The organism is Rhodococcus ruitaii (assembly GCF_055230935.1).
In genome coordinates this window covers 124,124-140,594 of the sequence record NZ_JBUYWC010000011.1, presented here as the reverse complement: position 1 = coordinate 140,594, position 16,471 = coordinate 124,124, and the positions used below count along the sequence as shown (strand labels likewise).

Annotated in this window: 13 protein-coding genes; 5 read left to right on the top strand and 8 right to left on the bottom strand. The window is 66.7% G+C overall.

What is annotated here, in order from left to right; genetic code table 11:
- Nucleotides 1-28: 28 nt before the first annotated feature.
- Together ACZI8W_RS16085 and ACZI8W_RS16080 are read right to left on the bottom strand one after the other, a co-directional pair.
- On the bottom strand, nucleotides 29-808 hold the full coding sequence (locus ACZI8W_RS16085; protein ID WP_463369496.1) for a cupin domain-containing protein: 780 nt from the start codon (nucleotides 806-808) through the stop codon (nucleotides 29-31).
- 119 nt (nucleotides 809-927) lie between these two features.
- A complete protein-coding gene (locus ACZI8W_RS16080) occupies nucleotides 928-1,539 on the bottom strand; it encodes a TetR/AcrR family transcriptional regulator (RefSeq protein ID WP_463369495.1) in 612 nt (203 codons plus the stop codon).
- A 168-nt stretch (nucleotides 1,540-1,707) separates the two neighbouring features.
- On the opposite strand from ACZI8W_RS16080, the gene ACZI8W_RS16075 reads away from it, so the two are divergent.
- The 3 genes from ACZI8W_RS16075 (at nucleotide 1,708) to ACZI8W_RS16065 (ending at nucleotide 5,639) form a co-directional block, all read left to right on the top strand.
- Nucleotides 1,708-2,934 (top strand): DUF3500 domain-containing protein, encoded by a 1,227-nt coding sequence (locus ACZI8W_RS16075; protein WP_463369494.1) that lies wholly within the window; start codon nucleotides 1,708-1,710, stop codon nucleotides 2,932-2,934.
- A gap of 177 nt (nucleotides 2,935-3,111) precedes the next feature.
- Nucleotides 3,112-3,981 carry a fumarylacetoacetate hydrolase family protein gene (locus tag ACZI8W_RS16070; RefSeq protein ID WP_463369493.1) on the top strand — a complete coding sequence of 290 codons (870 nt, stop codon included), beginning with the start codon at nucleotides 3,112-3,114 and terminating at the stop codon, nucleotides 3,979-3,981.
- 68 nt (nucleotides 3,982-4,049) lie between these two features.
- Nucleotides 4,050-5,639, top strand: coding sequence for an AMP-binding protein (locus ACZI8W_RS16065; protein WP_463369577.1), 1,590 nt, complete (start codon nucleotides 4,050-4,052; stop codon nucleotides 5,637-5,639).
- A 230-nt stretch (nucleotides 5,640-5,869) separates the two neighbouring features.
- Here the strand turns inward: ACZI8W_RS16065 and ACZI8W_RS16060 are convergent, their stop codons facing one another.
- A complete protein-coding gene (locus ACZI8W_RS16060; protein WP_463369492.1) occupies nucleotides 5,870-9,436 on the bottom strand; it encodes an indolepyruvate ferredoxin oxidoreductase family protein in 3,567 nt (1,188 codons plus the stop codon).
- A 124-nt stretch (nucleotides 9,437-9,560) separates the two neighbouring features.
- Here ACZI8W_RS16060 and ACZI8W_RS16055 point away from each other — a divergent pair, with 124 nt between their 5' ends.
- The gene (locus ACZI8W_RS16055) at nucleotides 9,561-10,703 is read left to right on the top strand and encodes a helix-turn-helix domain-containing protein (protein WP_463369491.1); all 1,143 of its coding nucleotides are present in this window, start codon (nucleotides 9,561-9,563) and stop codon (nucleotides 10,701-10,703) included.
- 27 nt (nucleotides 10,704-10,730) lie between these two features.
- Here ACZI8W_RS16055 and ACZI8W_RS16050 read toward each other — a convergent pair whose 3' ends face one another.
- Both ACZI8W_RS16050 and ACZI8W_RS16045 read right to left on the bottom strand, forming a co-directional pair.
- A complete protein-coding gene (locus tag ACZI8W_RS16050) occupies nucleotides 10,731-11,558 on the bottom strand; it encodes an enoyl-CoA hydratase (RefSeq protein ID WP_463369490.1) in 828 nt (275 codons plus the stop codon).
- On the bottom strand, nucleotides 11,555-12,793 hold the full coding sequence (locus tag ACZI8W_RS16045) for a CaiB/BaiF CoA transferase family protein (protein WP_463369489.1): 1,239 nt from the start codon (nucleotides 12,791-12,793) through the stop codon (nucleotides 11,555-11,557). The genes ACZI8W_RS16050 and ACZI8W_RS16045 overlap by 4 nt, the downstream gene beginning before the upstream one ends.
- Nucleotides 12,794-12,923: 130 nt before the next feature.
- Here ACZI8W_RS16045 and ACZI8W_RS16040 point away from each other — a divergent pair, with 130 nt between their 5' ends.
- Nucleotides 12,924-13,376, top strand: a complete 453-nt coding sequence (locus ACZI8W_RS16040; protein ID WP_463369488.1) for a nuclear transport factor 2 family protein — start codon at nucleotides 12,924-12,926, stop codon at nucleotides 13,374-13,376.
- 97 nt (nucleotides 13,377-13,473) lie between these two features.
- Here ACZI8W_RS16040 and ACZI8W_RS16035 read toward each other — a convergent pair whose 3' ends face one another.
- The 3 genes from ACZI8W_RS16035 to ACZI8W_RS16025 form a co-directional block, all read right to left on the bottom strand.
- Nucleotides 13,474-14,292 (bottom strand): SDR family oxidoreductase, encoded by an 819-nt coding sequence (locus ACZI8W_RS16035; protein ID WP_463369576.1) that lies wholly within the window; start codon nucleotides 14,290-14,292, stop codon nucleotides 13,474-13,476.
- Between the two features lie 80 nt (nucleotides 14,293-14,372).
- Entirely contained in the window at nucleotides 14,373-15,254 is an 882-nt protein-coding gene (locus ACZI8W_RS16030; protein WP_463369487.1) for a fumarylacetoacetate hydrolase family protein, read from the bottom strand.
- Nucleotides 15,255-15,370: 116 nt separating this feature from the next.
- Nucleotides 15,371-16,405, bottom strand: a complete 1,035-nt coding sequence (locus tag ACZI8W_RS16025) for a quinone oxidoreductase family protein (protein WP_463369486.1) — start codon at nucleotides 16,403-16,405, stop codon at nucleotides 15,371-15,373.
- Between the last annotated feature and the right edge of the window lie 66 nt (nucleotides 16,406-16,471).

The following is a 16,471-nucleotide window of genomic DNA, read 5'->3' as shown; positions in this document are numbered from 1 at the left end:
CCGGCCGAACGGCCGTATCCTCAGCGCATCAACCGGAGTGGTCGTCGCCGTTCGCCTCGAAGTTGACCCCGTAGTCCCACGGGCGGTCGGGCAACGGTGCGGGGGAGAGCAGTGCGAGGTGCATCTCGTCCACGGCGCCCGCGTTCCACTGTCGATGCGGGACGCCGGCGGGCAGCAACACGGCATGGCCTGCGGGCACGCTGTGGCGCTGCAGCGCGACCTCCACCTCGAGGACGCCCTCGAGGACGAAGTAGTACTGGTCGAAGTCGTGGATGTGTGTTCCGGGGCCCTCGCCGCCGGGGGACATGCGGATCGCGTTGTAGCGGGCCTTCTCGTTCTTGCCGAGCGGGCACAGCCCCATGCCGTCGAAACCGGGTGGAGTGACGAAGTCGGACTTGCCGGTGGTCTTCACGTACCCGCTCTCGGTGGAGCCGGGTGCCTGCTCGGGAGAATCGACCGGGTACATCAGCGGCTTGCCGGGAGTCGGTGCCGGGATGATCATCTCGAAGTGGAACTCGGTGTCCGGCCCGTCGTTCCAGTTGCGGTGGGCCAGTCCCGCGGGGATGAACACGAAGGCGCCGGCCGTCACGTGGTGGACCTCGTCGCCGAGCTGGATGTTCATCTCGCCGCGTGCGAGATAGTACGACTGGTCGCTCTCGTGGTAGTGCAGGCCGGGGCCGCAGCCGCCGGACTCGATCCAGCTGCCGATGATGAGGGCGCTCTCGAGATGGGAGACGATCTGTGCGCGGTATCCGGTGAAGCCGGTGTCGAAGGTCGCTGTTTCGTCGAACTGGCGGATGTAGTCCATGGTCAACCTCAAGGGTAGTGGTGCGTCGGATTCTCGGCTAAGCTCAAATATGAATATTCATCAAACTACCAACGGGCTGTTTGCGAGGTCAACCTCCGAACGGGGCACGGGGGCGATCGTCACGACTCGCGAGGGGGTGTCCACGGTTGGATGGCCACGCTGCGGACGATGGACAATGCCAGTCCTCGCGAGATCTCGTGCGGCGTCATCTCGCCGTCCGGCTTGTACCACTGGTGAATGCTGTTGGCGACGCTGAACATGTGAATGGAGGCCAGCTTGACGTTGATGTCCGGGTACATCAGCCCGGTCTCGATGCCCTCGACGACCAGCTCACGCACGTAGCTCTGCAGCTCGTCCCGCATCGGCACGATCTCTGCGCGGCGTTCCGCGCTGAGGAACCGGATGTCGCGGTAGAACATCGTCGACGCGTGCAGGTGGTCCAGGTTCAGGCGGATGTGGCCGAGAAAGTAGGCCCACAGCCGGTCCAGGGGCGTCCCCGTCAGCGGTCGATCACGAAGCAGGCTCTCCGTCGTCAGGGCGTGTACGTCCTTGATGATCGCGTGCAGCAGATCTTCTTTGGAGCTGACGTAGTAGTACAGGCTGCCCTTGGTGATGCGCAGCGCGCTGGCGATGTCGTTGACCGACGTCGAGTCGTATCCGCGCTCGAAGAACAGTTTGGCGGCGGTGTCGACCACTTCCCGCCAGCGGTTGGGCTCGGCCGCGACTGCCATGGGACTGCCTCCTCCTCCCCCTGGGAGGGGAATTCGTGTATCTCGGCACTGATGGTGCCTTACGGGGGTTCGCGCCCGGCGCGTGCGCCATAGGTGACAAGCATACCTACTTCCCAACCTTCCGTCCGGTTGGTACGCTACCGACTCGATCACAGAGAGGTGATAGTCATGACTGGAATCACATACCGCGGATATGCGCCGCGACCCGCTGGGCTGTACCCGATCACCAGGGGGCTCGTGGACACCTGCGGGTTGCCGCCGCACCTGGCTGCCGTGTTCCAGGAGTTCGCAGAGAACAATGCTCAGCCGTTCGTCGGATTGACGAGCGATGGAAACCCTCGTACCGAATTGTTTCCGCTCGAGGACACCGGAATCTCGAACGCCGCGATCGTCGCGGCAGGCGAACGGTTCCTGTCATTGCTCGACGATGATCAGCGGGTCGCGACCAGTCGGGACATCGAGTCGTCTGACTGGCGTGGATGGATCAACGCCTTCGCGCCGACTCCGCCCCACGGGTTGCTCCTGGAGGACCTGGGTGACGAGCAGCGGCAGGCCGCCATGGACGTGTTCCGGGCGTCCATGTCCGAACGGGGATTCGAGGAGGTTCGCAAGATGATGCGGACCAATGCGGCGCTGGGCGAGCTGGCTCCGGGGTACGAGGACACCCTCCGGGAGTGGATGTACTGGTTCACCGTCTTCGGCACACCGTCGGAGGTGGAGCCGTGGGGCTTCCAGCTCTACGGGCATCATGCGTGCGTCAACATCTTCGTGCTCGGCGGGCAGCTGACGATCAGTCCGATGTTCCTCGGCACTGAGCCGCGGATCGTGGATTTCGGTACCTTCGACGGGATTCGGTCCTTCGATGCCGAGCTGTCTCTGGCGATCGAACTGATGGGCTCGCTGACACCGGAGCAGCAGGAGATCGCGACGCTGTCCAAGTCCGTGCAGTGGGACGACCTTCCGCCTCATCTCGCCCACCCGACGGAGGGCCGGATGCGGGGGTCCGTCGCTCGTGACAACGCCGTCGTGCCGTTGGACGGAATCGCGGTTCGGGACCTCGACCACGCTCAGCGGGAGCGACTGCTCGCCCTGGTAGCCCACTATGTGGGGCGGCTTCCCGAGGCGCACGCCAAGCTCAAGCTCGACGCCTTTCGTGCCCACCTCGACGAGACGTACTTCGCGTGGGCCGGCGAGCCGGATGCCGAGAAGCCGTTCTACTACAAGGTCCAGAGTCCGGTGTTCTTCGTCGAATTGGACGCGCACTCCGGGATCTTCCTGGACAACGACGATCCCGAGCCTTTCCACATCCACAACATCATCCGGACGCCGAACGGTAACGACTACGGTCGCGCGCACCTGACGAAGTACCTGGAGCAGCGGTCCGAGCAGGCATGACGCTCGGGGTTCGGTCGTAGCGCGGGCCCGTCGTCGGCACCTGATGATGAATAGTCATCATGAGTGGATTCGCCTGGTCGGTTGCAGTCCCCATGTAACACAACAAGTATCGAGTTCCAGGTCCAGCAGCCCCGAAGGCGGCGTTCCGAGGCCGGGATCAAGAAGGGTTGAGTGAAGATGAAGCTTGTCACCTACCGTGCAGACGGTTCGACCTCGTTCGGGGTGGTGCGTGATGGGGGAGTGGTGGATGCCGCCGCTCTACTCGACGGCCGGGCGTCGTCGATCCGGGAACTGCTCGAGCGTGGACTCGTCGACGAGTTGCGCCGCCGTGTGGACGGCGCCGAGACGGCTCATGCCCTCGACGCGATCGAATACCTTCCGCCGGTGCCGGATCCGGCCAAGATCTTCTGCGTGGGCGTCAACTACACGGACCACCGCGAGGAGACAGGCAATCACGACCTTCCCGAGCATCCCACCATCTTCACTCGGTTCGCGGACAGTCAGGTCGGCCACGAGCGTCCCGTCGTCAAGCCGGCGATCAGCGATCAGCTCGACTACGAAGGCGAGGTAGCGATCGTGATCGGACGGCACCTCACCGAGGTCACCAGCGACGCCGACGCCTGGTCCGCCATCGCGGGGCTCTCCTGCTACAACGATGTGAGCGTCCGGGATTGGCAGCTGCACAACTCGCAGTGGATCCCTGGCAAGAACTTCCACGGTGTCGGCTCCTTCGGTCCGTGGATCGTCACCACCGACGAGTTCTCGGATCCGGCCTCGGTCCGCCTGCAGACCAGGGTAAACGGAGATGTCCTTCAGGACAGCACCCTCGGTCACCTGATCTTCGACTTCCCGGCAATCCTCCGCTACGTCACCGGATTCACCCCACTGGCACCCGGTGATGTCATCGCGACCGGTACCCCCGGCGGGGTGGGACTGGTGGCCGACCCGCCTCGCTTCCTCGTCCCCGGCGACGTCGCGGAGGTCGAGGTGACGGGAGTCGGGGTGTTGCGCAACACGATCGCAGCGCCCTCCGGCGGTGTGAAGTGAGCCCGCGGCCGTGGCTGGCCCACTATCCGGCCGACCTCCCCGCGGACATCGAGCCTGATTTCGAGTCGATGCTGGACGTGTTCACCGCGACGGTGCGACGCTCCGGAGACCGGGTCGCGATCGCCTTCTTCGACGGCACGCTCACCTACTCCGAGCTCGACCGGTACTCGGATGCGTTGGCCGTCGCCCTCACCAGGGGCGGCTTCGGCCACGGCGACAGGCTGGCGGTGTACCTCCAGAACGATCCGGCGTTCGTCATCGGCCTGGTGGCGGCGTGGAAGGCCGGCGGTTCCGCCGTGCTGATCAACCCGATGAACAAGGGTCGTGAGGTTCGGCACCTGCTCCAGGATTCGGGCGCGGTGGCGTTGCTGTGTCTGGACGACCTGTTCGACTCGGTGGCCCACGAGGTGATCGCTGCCGGCGACACGAACGTGAAGCAGGCATTCGTGGTGGGCGCCAGGGACTTCCAGACCCGCGCAGATGTGTCGATCCTCCCCCCGGACACCGAGATCGCGGCATCCGAGGCCACGCGCCTGACGGACGTCGTTGCCGGGTACGGCGGCACAGCGCCCGCGCCGGTGACGATCGACCCGGACGCGCCCGCCGTCCTCACCTACACGTCTGGGACGACCGGCGTGCCGAAAGGTGCAATCAATACCCACCGGGCGATCGCGTTCAACAGCCAGACGTACCGGGAGTGGTTGGGGCTGGGGCACGACGACGTCATCCTCGGGATCGCTCCACTCTTCCACATCACCGGTCTGGTGGGGCATGTGACAGCCTCGCTGCTGGCAGGGAGCACCCTCGTGCTCACCCACCGCTTCGACCCCGAGGTGGTGCTCGGGGCTCTCCGCGAACACCGTCCGACCTTCACGATCGGCGCGATCACGGCGTTCAACAGCCTCAGCTCGGTCCCCGGCGCATCGGCGGACGACTTCCGCTCGCTCCGCGCGGTGTACTCCGGTGGGGCTCCCATCTCGCCGGAGTTGCGCGATCGGATCCGGGCGTCGACGGGCGCGGAAATCCACAACATCTACGGGATGACCGAGACCAACTCGCCGACCCACGCGGTCCCGCTGGGTGTTCCGGCACCGGTCAACCCGGTGACCGGCGCGTTGTCGGTCGGGGTGCCGGTGTTCAATACGACCGCTCGGATCGTCGGCGAGGACAAGCGGACGCTGCCGCCCGGCGAGATCGGTGAAATCGTGGTGTCCGGTCCTCAGGTCATCCCCGGCTACTGGAATCGACCGGATCAGACCGCGGAGAAGATCGTCGACGGTGAGCTGTACACAGGGGACGTCGGCCTGATGGACGAGGACGGGTGGTTCTACGTTGTCGACCGGAAGACCGACATGATCATCGCGTCGGGGTACAAGGTGTGGCCACGTGAGGTCGAGGACGTGCTGATGTCGCACGATGCGGTGCGGGAAGCCGCGGTGGTGGGTGTGCCGGACGAGTACCGGGGCGAGACCGTCAAGGCGTTCGTGTCGCTGCGGCCGGGTGTCGGTGCCACGGCGGAAGAGCTCACGGCGTACTGCAAGGAGCGCATGGCCGCCTACAAGTATCCCAGGTCGGTCGTGGTGCTGTCGGAGCTGCCGAAGAGCGGTGCGGGCAAGATCCTGCGTCGGGAACTGCGTGGCGGTTCGGCGACGAGCTGAGCGGTCCTGTTCGGTGGTGTGAAGGATTCGGGTCTGGGCCGCGAGAGTGGGAGCGAGGGACCGAGGAGTACCTGGAGAGCAAGTACATCGCACTGCCCTGATTTCCTACGATGCCGCGCGGTCCTGCGAATCGCTCACCGGGACCGCGCGGAAGCGGAGGTCGTAGAGCTGCACACCCGCGGAATCGTGCGAAGGGCACAGCACCGTGTCCTCGTCTGTGTCCGACGGGCTCAGGACGCCGTCGGTGTCGCGCCCTTCGGCAGGACGCGCGTCGCACCGTCGTCGAGCGAACGGGAGAGTTCGTCGCGGCGTTGCCGATACTCCCGCAGTGAGCGCATCTTGACCTCCTCGTATCCCCGCACCCATTCGGGAAGGCCCGCAAGTTCGAGGACGTCGGCCGCATTCGCGGGCGACAGCACCGAAGCGGCCGCCTGCATCGCGTTGACATAGTCGGCGATCAGCGCACGCTCCGCCCTGCGGACCTTCGCGTAGCCGAAGACGTCGAATACGGTCCCCCGGATCGGCCGCAGACGAGCGAGCAGACGCAGCGCAGGTTTCGCCCACCACGACTGCAGCCGGATCTTCCGCTGCATACCGAGCGCGCGGAGCATCGGCGGGTGCAGAAGGTAGGCGTATCGAGCGTCATCGCCGAACTGCTCACGCACACGCGCCTCGAAGGCCGGGTCGACTTGGAGACGTGCCACCTCGTACTCGTCCTTGTACGCCATCACCTTGAACAGTTGGGCGGCGTAACGCTCGGTGATCTCCTCGGATCCGTTGAGCGCTGCGGACTCGGCGGCACGGAACTCCTCCACGTGATGCACGTAGCGACACGCATACGCGACACTCTGGTACGCGACGAGTTCCCCGACGCTCCGAAAGACGGTCGCGGCGAGCGCACTTCCCGGTGCCGATCCGACGCCGGCGGCAATTCTCGCGACACGCGCCGACGCGTCCGCGCGGTTTCCTCGCGCGGACGGTTCGGCCCGCGACCCGGCCTCGGCGATGTACCTGCGGCCGAGCCGGAACGCCTGCTTGTTCGAGGTGACCTGCACGCCGTTCAGTTCGAGCGCCCACTCGATGTGCTCCGGTGCGAGGGGCAGGACACCCGCCTGGACCGCGACTCCGAGCAGGAAGACGTTGGCGTACTGGTCCTCACCGAGCGCTCCGAGTTCTGCTCGTGCGTCCACGAAGACGTTCTCGGGACGCGACCCCGACCACTCGATGCGTTCGACGAGGGTGTCCCGGCTGGGAAACACGGTTCGCGTGTCGGTCACCATCGCTCCCGTCGGGGTGACCGACGTGGACACCACGGCGATGGTGCGGTCCGCGCCGATGACGGCGAGGTTCTGCTGCGCGGCGGCGACGAGCACGTCGCACCCGAGGTACAGATCGCAGCCGCCGGCGCCGATCTTGTTGCTGCCGACGATGTCCGACGATGAGAACCGAACGTCGGAGACGACGGCCCCTCCCTTCTGTGCGAGTCCGAGCTGGTCGAGTCCGCTGACCGTCAGATCGGCCCGTGCGCCCGCGGCGGCGAGGATCTGCGCGACGGTGACGACGCCGGTGCCGCCGACGCCGGTGATCCGCATGGTGAAGTCGTCGGCACTGACCCTGAGGACCGGTGCGGGCAGCGAAGCGGGGTCGATCTGCGCCGCCGACGGGGTGCGGGCGGGACGCTGTGTGCCCGGCACCACCTCGACGAACGACGGACAGTCACCCTTGATGCAGGAGAAGTCCAGGTTGCACGACGACTGGTGAATCTGTGTCTTGCGGCCGAACTCCGTGTCCACGGGTTGCACCGACAGGCAGTTCGACTTGTCGCCGCAGTCGCCGCAGCCTTCGCACACTCTCTCGTTGATCATGATGCGCTGGGTCGGCGACTGCACCAGCCCGCGCTTGCGTTTGCGACGCAGTTCGGTCGCGCACTCCTGTTGGTGGATGAGCATCGTGGCCCCCGGCACCGCCGCGAGCTCCTCGTGGACGGCGATCAGATCGTCGCGGTGACGGATGTCGGTGTGTGGTGGCAGGCGGCGACCGAAGGCGCGTCGGGCGGCCTTCGGGTCGTCGCTGGTGACGACGATCCGGTGAACGCCTTCGGCCAGCATCTCGGCGACGATCCGCGGCACGTCCATCTTGCCGACGGCGTCCTGCCCGCCGGTCATGGCGACCGTGTCGTTGTAGAGGAGCTTGTAGGTGATGTTGGTGCCTGAGGCGACGGCCGCTCGCACCGCGAGTGACCCGGAGTGGTGGAACGTTCCGTCGCCGAGGTTCTGGAAGAGATGGTTCCGGGTGACGAAGGGCGACATGCCGGTCCATGCGGCGCCCTCTCCTCCCATGGCCGACAGCCCGATGCTCGTGCCGACGCGCTCCTCGGGGAAGAAGGTGATCATGCCGTGGCATCCGATACCCGCACCCACCAGCGAGTTCTCGGGCACCCTGGTCGAGCTGTTGTGCGGGCAGCCGGAACAGAAGTAGGGGCTGCGCGGCAGTATGGGCAGTAGTGTCGGCACCCGGCGCGTCGTCTTCTGCGCCTCGATCCACGCCGTGACGGACCTCGCGCCGCCGTGCGCGCGAATCACCGGCGCGATGCGAGGTGCGATGTAGTCCGCGGGCAGGTCGCCGTCCGCCCGGAACAACTCGTTGCCGTCCCTGTCGCGCTTTCCGTAAACCAGTGGCGCGTCAGGGTTTCCGTACAGCAGATCCTTCAATGCGAGTTCGATGAAGGCCTTCTTCTCCTCCATCACCAGGATCTCGGCGAGCCCGGTCGCGAACTCCGTGACGACGGTCGGTTCGAGGGGGTGGATCATACCCAGCTTGAGTATGCGGACACCGGACGTTCCGATCGCCTCGTCTGTGATTCCCATGTCGCCCAACGCCTGCCGCACGTCGAGGTAGGTGGCGCCCGCGCAGACGATGCCCACGGTGGCCGATCCGTCACCGACGATGCGGTCGAGCCGGTTGGCTGCGGCGTATCGACGGGCAAGCTCCGTACGCTCGCGGACCTGGGACCGTTCGAGGCGGCTGAGCGCCGGTTGGAGCAGGTAGCCCGAGACCTCGTGGGTGAATGTCGTGCCCTCGAAGGTCCGATCGGGTTCCACGGGGTCCACCCTGATCGAATCGAGTTGCACCGAACGGGATCCGTCGACCACGTTGGTGGCCAGTTTGAGGGCCACCCACAGACCGCTGACGCGGGACATGGCGATCCCGTGCAGCCCGTACTCGAGAATCTCCCCGGGGTCGGACGGCGAGAGACACGGCATACCCAGTTCGGCGATCGCGGGCTCGGAGCTGCTCGGCACCGTCGATGACTTGGCTGTCGAGTCGTCGCCGACCAGCGCGAGGACACCGCCGTTGGGGTCCGTGCCCGCGAGGTTGCTGTGTCGCAGTGCATCCGTGGCTCGGTCGAGACCTGGTGCCTTGCCGTACCAGATCCCCACCACTCCGTCGCCGATCCGATCCGGTGACGCGGAGGCGATCTGCGATCCCTGGACGGCGTTCGCGGCAAGTTCCTCGTTCACGGCGGGTGTGAAGACCACCCGGTGCGCGTCGAGTCGTGCGCGCTGGCGGGCGAGCTGCAGGTCGAGACCGGCGAGGGGGGATCCCTCGTAACCCGAGACGAAGATTCCTGTGTCGAGCCCCCGGCGCAGGTCGAGTCGGTGCTGGTCCAGTGGCAGTCGGACCAGTGCAGCGATGCCTGACAGGTGAACTTCGCCCTCCTCCAGGTCGAACCGGTCCTCGAGTGGGCCCCTCTGTGGCGCATCGGCAGAAGACGACAAGGGGGATGGTGTGTTCACGAGAACCTCGAAACGGTCGACATCGGGGATATCACCATTGTCTATAACGAAGGACTCTGCTATCTACTGGAGAATGGCTGATAATCCGTCCCGAGCATCCCGCAGTGTCCGTGATAATCACTGGATGAGCGACGACTGGATGCCGGTGCGGCACGTGTGCGCCGAGTTGACCGTGAATCTGCAGGAGCTGTCGACCACCGTCGCCGGCTTCATCAGCGCGACGGTGCCCGCCTACCTGGTGCTGGCCGAGAGCGAACATCGGATAGGCGTGGACGCACAATTGCGTATGCGGCTCGCGGCCTTGGCTGAACGCCGGGCTCTCACCGCAGGGGAGCTGGCGTCGGCCGGTGAACTCGCGGCCACCCGAGCGGCGCAGGGCATCCCGGTAGACGCGCTCATCGCCGCCTTCCAGGCAGGCGACCAGGAGATCTGGCGGGAGATCTCCGTGCACGGATCACCGGAGATCGCGGCACTGATGCCGGAGCTGGGGCGGCTCATGTTCGCCGCGACCAGCGCGACCACCGAGGTGATGGCCCGCGCCCACAGCCGGGTGCTCCGGGAGATCGACGGCGGACGGGTCACGCTCGCCCATCAATTCCTCGAGTTGCTCGACGACCCGACCGAGCACGCGGCGACCGCGCTCGCCGCAACCCGACTCGGATTCAGGGAGGACGGCGACTTCGTCGGAATGGCGTGGATTCCGTTGAGGGATGCCCCCGACGCGGCGTACAAGGCCGCGGGCGCCCTACGGTCGCAGTCCTCGGACCTGGTGGTTCGCGCGGTGGGTCGGGGAAGGTTCGAATTGCTGTCCCAGACTGCCGATGCGGATGCTCTGACGGCGAGCGTCGCGAATCGCTTCGGAGGGCGGCTGGGAATCGGGTTGCGCCGATCGGGTCTGCAGGGCGCACGAACGAGCCTGTCGGATGCCCGGATTGCCCTGGCCGGAACCGGCCACTCCCATCCCGTGGTGCGCTTCGCCGATCGCTGGACCGAACTGCTCGTGCTCGCCGACGCGGACCGCGTGGGCGTCCTGACGGCGCACTCCGTGACGGTGGCGAGGGCGCAGCCCCACCTTGCCGAGACGGTGCTCGCCTACGCGGCGGGAGGCATGTCGATCGCCGCAACGGCGCGCGCCGTCCACCTGCACGCCAACAGCGTGACCTACCGTCTGGAACGCTGGGAGGAGCTGACGGACACGAATCCCCGGACGTTCGCAGGGTTGTGCGAGGCGGTCATCGCCTGTCGGCTTGCCGAACAGGGTGTCTGACGCGATCGGCGGTCTCGCCGGGCGGGTTCAGCTACCGGTGAACCGCGGTGTCCTCTTCTCCATGAAAGCTCGCTGCCCCTCGACGAAATCCGAGGATGCGGTGCAACGGGAGACGGCGTCCGTTGCCGCACTTCGCAGGTCGCGATCCTCGGGGCGGGTGGAGGCGTGGATCGCGGCCTTGGCCGCCGCAATCGTCAGCGGTGCGTTCGCGGCGATCGACCGGGCCAGTTCGAGTACCTGCGCCTCCAGGTCTGCCGGGGGCACGACCCTGTTCACCAACCCGACGGAGCGCGCCTCGTCCGCGTCGAGGCGCCGTCCCGTGAACAGGATTTCGGACGCGACCGCGGACCCCACGATCTGCACCAGCGCCTCGGTATTCGCGATCGGATAGCCGAGCCCGAGGCGCGCGGCCGGGATGGCATAGACCGATCCCTCGGCGGCGACGCGCATGTCCGCCGCCAGCGCGATCGCGAGACCGCCGCCGATGCAGTAGCCCGCGATCATGGCGATCGAGGGTGTGGTCATGGTCCGTAGGACGTCGAAGACAGCGGTCGCGGTGTCGTCGAACTCGCGGCGGGCCGACTCCGAAGCGAGCTGCGCCTCGAACTCCGAGATGTCCACCCCCGACGCGAACGCGACGTCCCCCGCTCCGCGCAGTACCACCACCGCGACATCGGGATCCTCGTCGAAGGAGATGAGGGCACGATGCACGGCGCTCATCATCCGGACGGACACGGCGTTGCGCCGGGCCTCGTTGTCGATGACGATCCAGCCGATGCCGTTCCGCGCCTCGATGTGGACGGTGCCTGCCGGAGGGGCCTCGGCGGCGGACGTTCCCGGGGCGGAGGTGCTCATGCCGGCGTCCCCGAGGGCGCCACGGACGCGGAGGAGTCCGATGCGATGACGCCGCGGACCTCCAGGCGCCGGATCTCTTCATCGTCGTACCCGAGGCCGGTGAGCAACGTCGCCGTGGACTCGCCGAGCCGTGGCGCGCGACCGCGCGCCCGGGGAGCGCCGTCGGACACGATGGGTGTGTTGACCATGACAGCCTGGTCGTGACGAGCGCTGTCGCGCGGGAACATCCCGCGGACCGCGAACTGGGGATCGTTCATGACATCATCGATAGAATTGACTGGGCCACAGGCAATTCCGAATTCGCGCAGCCTGCTGATCCAGGCGTCTCGTGAGTCGGTGCGGAACTGCTCGGTGAGCAGGTCCGACAGCGCGTGCCGGTTGCGGTACCGTTCGTACTCCGTTGCGAAGCGCGCGTCGCCGTCCAGTTCGAGGTCGAGAACCTCGCACAGTCGGGGCCACTGACGCTCGACGGCGCCGATCACCAGCGACAGGCCGTCGCCGCAGTCGAACGCCTGGTACGGCGCAGCGAGCCGGTGCGCGGTCCCGAGGGGTCCCGGCACCTCGCCGGTCGCGACGTAGTCGGCGATCTCCCAGACGGCCCACGAGGCGACGGTGTCGGTGAGTGCGACGTCGACGAAGCCGCCGCCGCCGCCCGCTCTGGCGCGCATCAGGGCGGCGAGTACGCCGATGGCGGCCCACATCCCGCTGCCGAGATCGGACACGGGGTATCCGGACTTGGCGAGTTCACCGTCGTCGGATCCCGTGACGCTCAACAGGCCGCCGTACGCCTGGGCGATCAGGTCGACGGCCTTCGCGTTGCGCATCGGTCCGAACTGGCCGAAACCGGAGATGGAGCAGTACACCAGGTCGGGGCACTCCTCCTGGAGGTCGTCGTACCCGAGGCCGAGGGACTGAAGGGCTCCGGCGCGGAAGTTCTCGACCAGCACGTCGCTCGTGCGGGCGAGGCGGCGCACGATCTCACGACCCTCTTCGGTCTTCAAATCTACTGCGAGGCTGCCCTTGTCGCGGTGGGTCAGTCCGAAGGGGAGCGCCAACTGTTCGGGGCCCATCGTCCGGCGTCGCATGCCGTCTCCGCCGACCGGTTCCACCTTGATGACCTCGGCGCCGAGGTCGGACAAGATCATGGTGCAGTAGGGGCCTGCGAGGGCGCCCGTCACATCCAGGACGCGGACTCCCTCGAGGAACGGGGTGCGTGCCCTGTCGCGTACGGCCATGTTTCCTCCTGGTGGTCCACAATGTGGATCTATGGACCGAATGATGGTCTTCATGGCAAGCTAGACCCCGGCGCGGTTCGCCGTCAAGGCGACCACGACCGCGCCTCGCAGTCGTCCCAGGGAGAAGCACATGGAATCAACCAACCGGGAGCACGGTCGTGTGTACCCGTCACACGCCGACCGGGCTGCGTGCCGCGACGTGGTGGTCGCATTCACCCATCACCTCGATCATCGTGAGTTCGAGCGCGCAGCCGACCTTTTCGCGGTCGACGGCATCTGGGATCGGCACGGTGAGCGACTCCACGGGAGGGAACGCATCAGGGAGACGATCGCCGCCCGCGACGCTCGTCAGGTCGAGCGGCACGTGATCACGAACCTGCTCGTGACGCCGGAGTCGGCGACGGAATGCTCCGTCGTCAGTTACGTCACGATCTATCGGACCGTCGCCGCGGACGACGAGATCCCGACGCTGTCCGGTCCGACCACCCTGGGCGAGTTCCACGACCGGCTCGGACTGGTCGACGGGGAATGGAAACTCGTCCACCGCTCGGCACGACCGGTGTTCCGTTTCACGATGCGCTGAAGCCTCGACCGTTGTCGGCACGCACAACACCTGCGCTGATCGCTGACCGTCCCGGTTCGTTCTCCACGGAGAGAGCGGAGAACGAACCGGCCCACTCTCAGACGAACAGGTCCCGCTCGAGCGCGCTCTCGGGCGCACCTTCGTGACTGTACTGCGACAGGTCGGTCCGACCGGCCGCCCGCAGGACGTCCTCGTCCAGCAGGCACTCGCCCGTGCCCGGCTCGGCGGGGCGGGTGAGGAGGATCGCGGCCGCATCGGCCATGATCTGCGGCGTGCGGGACGCCTGGATCCCGTTGTCGCCGCCGACGATGTTCTGCACGGCGGCCGTGGCGATCAGGGTCGCCGGCCACAGGCAGTTGGCGGTGATGCCACGATCTCGGAACTGCTCCGCAACCCCGAGTGTCAGCATCGTCATCGCGTACTTGCTCACCGTGTACGGCGCATGCTGCGCAAGCCACTTGCGGTCGAGGTTCAACGGCGGGGACAGCGAGATCACGCGTGCGTCGTCCGACTCGAGGAGATGCGGCAGCGCCGCCGACGTCAGGGCGAAGGTTCCCCGAGCATTGATGTCGAGCATCAGGTCGTACCGCTTGATCGGCAACTCACCGAACCCCAGCAGGGATATCGCGGACGCGTTGTTCACCACGATGTCGATGCCGCCGAACGCGGCCACTGTCTTGTCGACGGCGGCCTCCACTGCATCGGCGTCACGCACGTCGCCGATGATGGGAAGTGCGCGGCCGCCTGCTGCTTCGATCTCCGCGGCCGCGGTGTGGACGGTTCCGGGGATACGCGGGTCCGGCTGATCGGTTTTCGCGACGAAGGCGATGTTCGCGCCCAAGGACGCCGCCCGGACCGCGATCGCCAGTCCGATACCGCGGCTCCCGCCGGACATCAGCAGCGTACTTCCCTCCAGTGCCCTTCCCTCCCGTGTCCTTCCCTCCCGTGTCCTTCCCACCGGTGGCCTGTCCGTCGCGTCGCCGGTACTCGGTGCCATCAGATCTTCTCCGACTTGTAGGTGTTGTGGAGGGAGCCGATCCCCTCGATGCGGACCTCGAACTCGTCCCCGTCCTGCAGATAGAGCGGCGGGGTGCGCGCAGCACCCACACCCGCCGGTGTGCCCGTCAACACCAGGTCTCCCGGCTCCAGCGTCATGAAGGTGCTGATGTAGGTGATCAGCTGCGGCACCCCGAAGACGAGATTCGATGTGCGGTCGTCCTGCACGACGACGTCGTTGTGCAGTCCGGTGATCCGCAGGTCGGGCATTGTGCCGCCCAGGGCGGCCGCAGGCATCACGACGGGACCGACAGGGGTCAGCCCGTCCCACGTCTTGCCTGCGGTGCGCTGGCTGGTGTGGAACTGGTAGTCGCGCACCGATCCGTCGTTGCTCGCGGTGTAGCCGAACACGACGTCGGCAACCTCGTCGGGGGTGACGCGCCGGGCGCGGCGGCCGATGACCACGGCCAGCTCGCTCTCGAAGTCGATCTCGGTCGACTCCGGTGGAAGCGGAATGTCTGCACGCGGTCCGGAAAGGGTGTTGTCCCACTTGGGAAACAGGTCGGGGTAGGGGGGTGGGGCAGTTCTGCCGGTCTCCGCGACGTGATTCAGATAGTTCTGGCCGACACAGACGATCTTCCGCGGCCTGCCTACCGGGCTCAGCAGCTGCGCGGGATCGATCGTGACGTCGTGGCCGCGCTCGATGCGGGTTGCGTCACCGTCGGCGGCGAGGAGAAGGTCCGGAAGGTCGTGGAACTCGACTCCGTCGACGAGGGCAGGTGCTGCGCTGGTCGCATCGTCCCGGTGCAGGGCCACCACCGGTCCGGAATCGAGCTCGATTCGTCCGATACCGACCCCCGGACCCCAGGGATTGCATGTCATGGCAAGTGTCTTCCTCTGTCGCGCGCACTCCGGTGACCACCGAGAGGTGGTGCAGTGGCGTCGTATACGAGTGTTGCTGCTGTGGTGGGGTAACGCCGCGTTACTGCAGCTAGCTACTAGGTGGGCATGGTGACGACGAGCTTCGCGTGCGGGGACGCCGACTGCGCCACCCAGGCGTCGCGGATGTCGGCGAGGGCGTACTCCACCACGTCCACGTGCAGGCTCCCGTCTTCCAGGCGCCCCCAGAGCCATTCGAGGGCCTTCCGTTTTGCAGTCAGCGGAGTCAGGAACGCGGCGAACCCGTTGACGGTCAACTGTCGGGCCCGGAGGATTCCGGCAGGGAGATTGATGGTGTCGCCGGCGAAGTGCCCGATGTTGACGATGCGCGCGCCCGGCATGCAGATCGGCAGCGATGCTTCGAACGCGGCGCCGTAGATCGCGTCGAGAACAACGTTCGGCCCCTCGGCCCCGAAGGCTGCTGCCAGTCGCGTGGTGAGCTCGGGACCGTCCTCGCCTTGTACCAGCTGAACCGCCTCGTCGGCACCCAGGTCGAGAGTGGCGGCCAGTGCGTCCGCGTCACGGCCCACCGTGACGATTCTGCCTGCCCCGTGTGCCCTGGCGATCTGCACTGCGAGCCGTCCGACAGCCCCTGTGGCCCCCAGGATCAGAACGTTGTCGCCTTCGCGCAGGCCCGCGCGATCGATCAGCGGAACGAAGGCGGCGATCCCCGAGTTTCCCACGGCCGCAGCAGATACGGGATCCAGATTCCCTGGCAGCGCGAGCACAGATCCGTCCGGAACGAGCACCCTGGTCGCGAACGTTCCCGGGCGCTCCGGAGAGGGGTGCGCCTCCGCGTAGACGCGGGTTCCCGGTTCGAAGGCGTCGGACGACACGATCTCGCCCACGCACTCGATGCCGGGGACATACGGCTGTTCGTGGCGCACCGTCGGCACGACGCCGGCCGCAATTGCCAGGTCGAGCGGGTTCAGAGCCGCTGCTTCCACCTTGATCAGGCTGTGGCCCGTTGTTGCGACGGGGCCGACCGCCGTCGTGACGCGGGGGAACTCGCCGGGTGAGTCGATGACGGTCGCAGTGATGTCGATCGATTTCTGCGTCACGTCGTCACCGACTGCAGCAGTGGCATCGGTCATGGGCGTGCACCTCCGTGCTTGCGTGGGTGATCCGAGCCACAGTATGCCATCGATCCATAGAGTGGT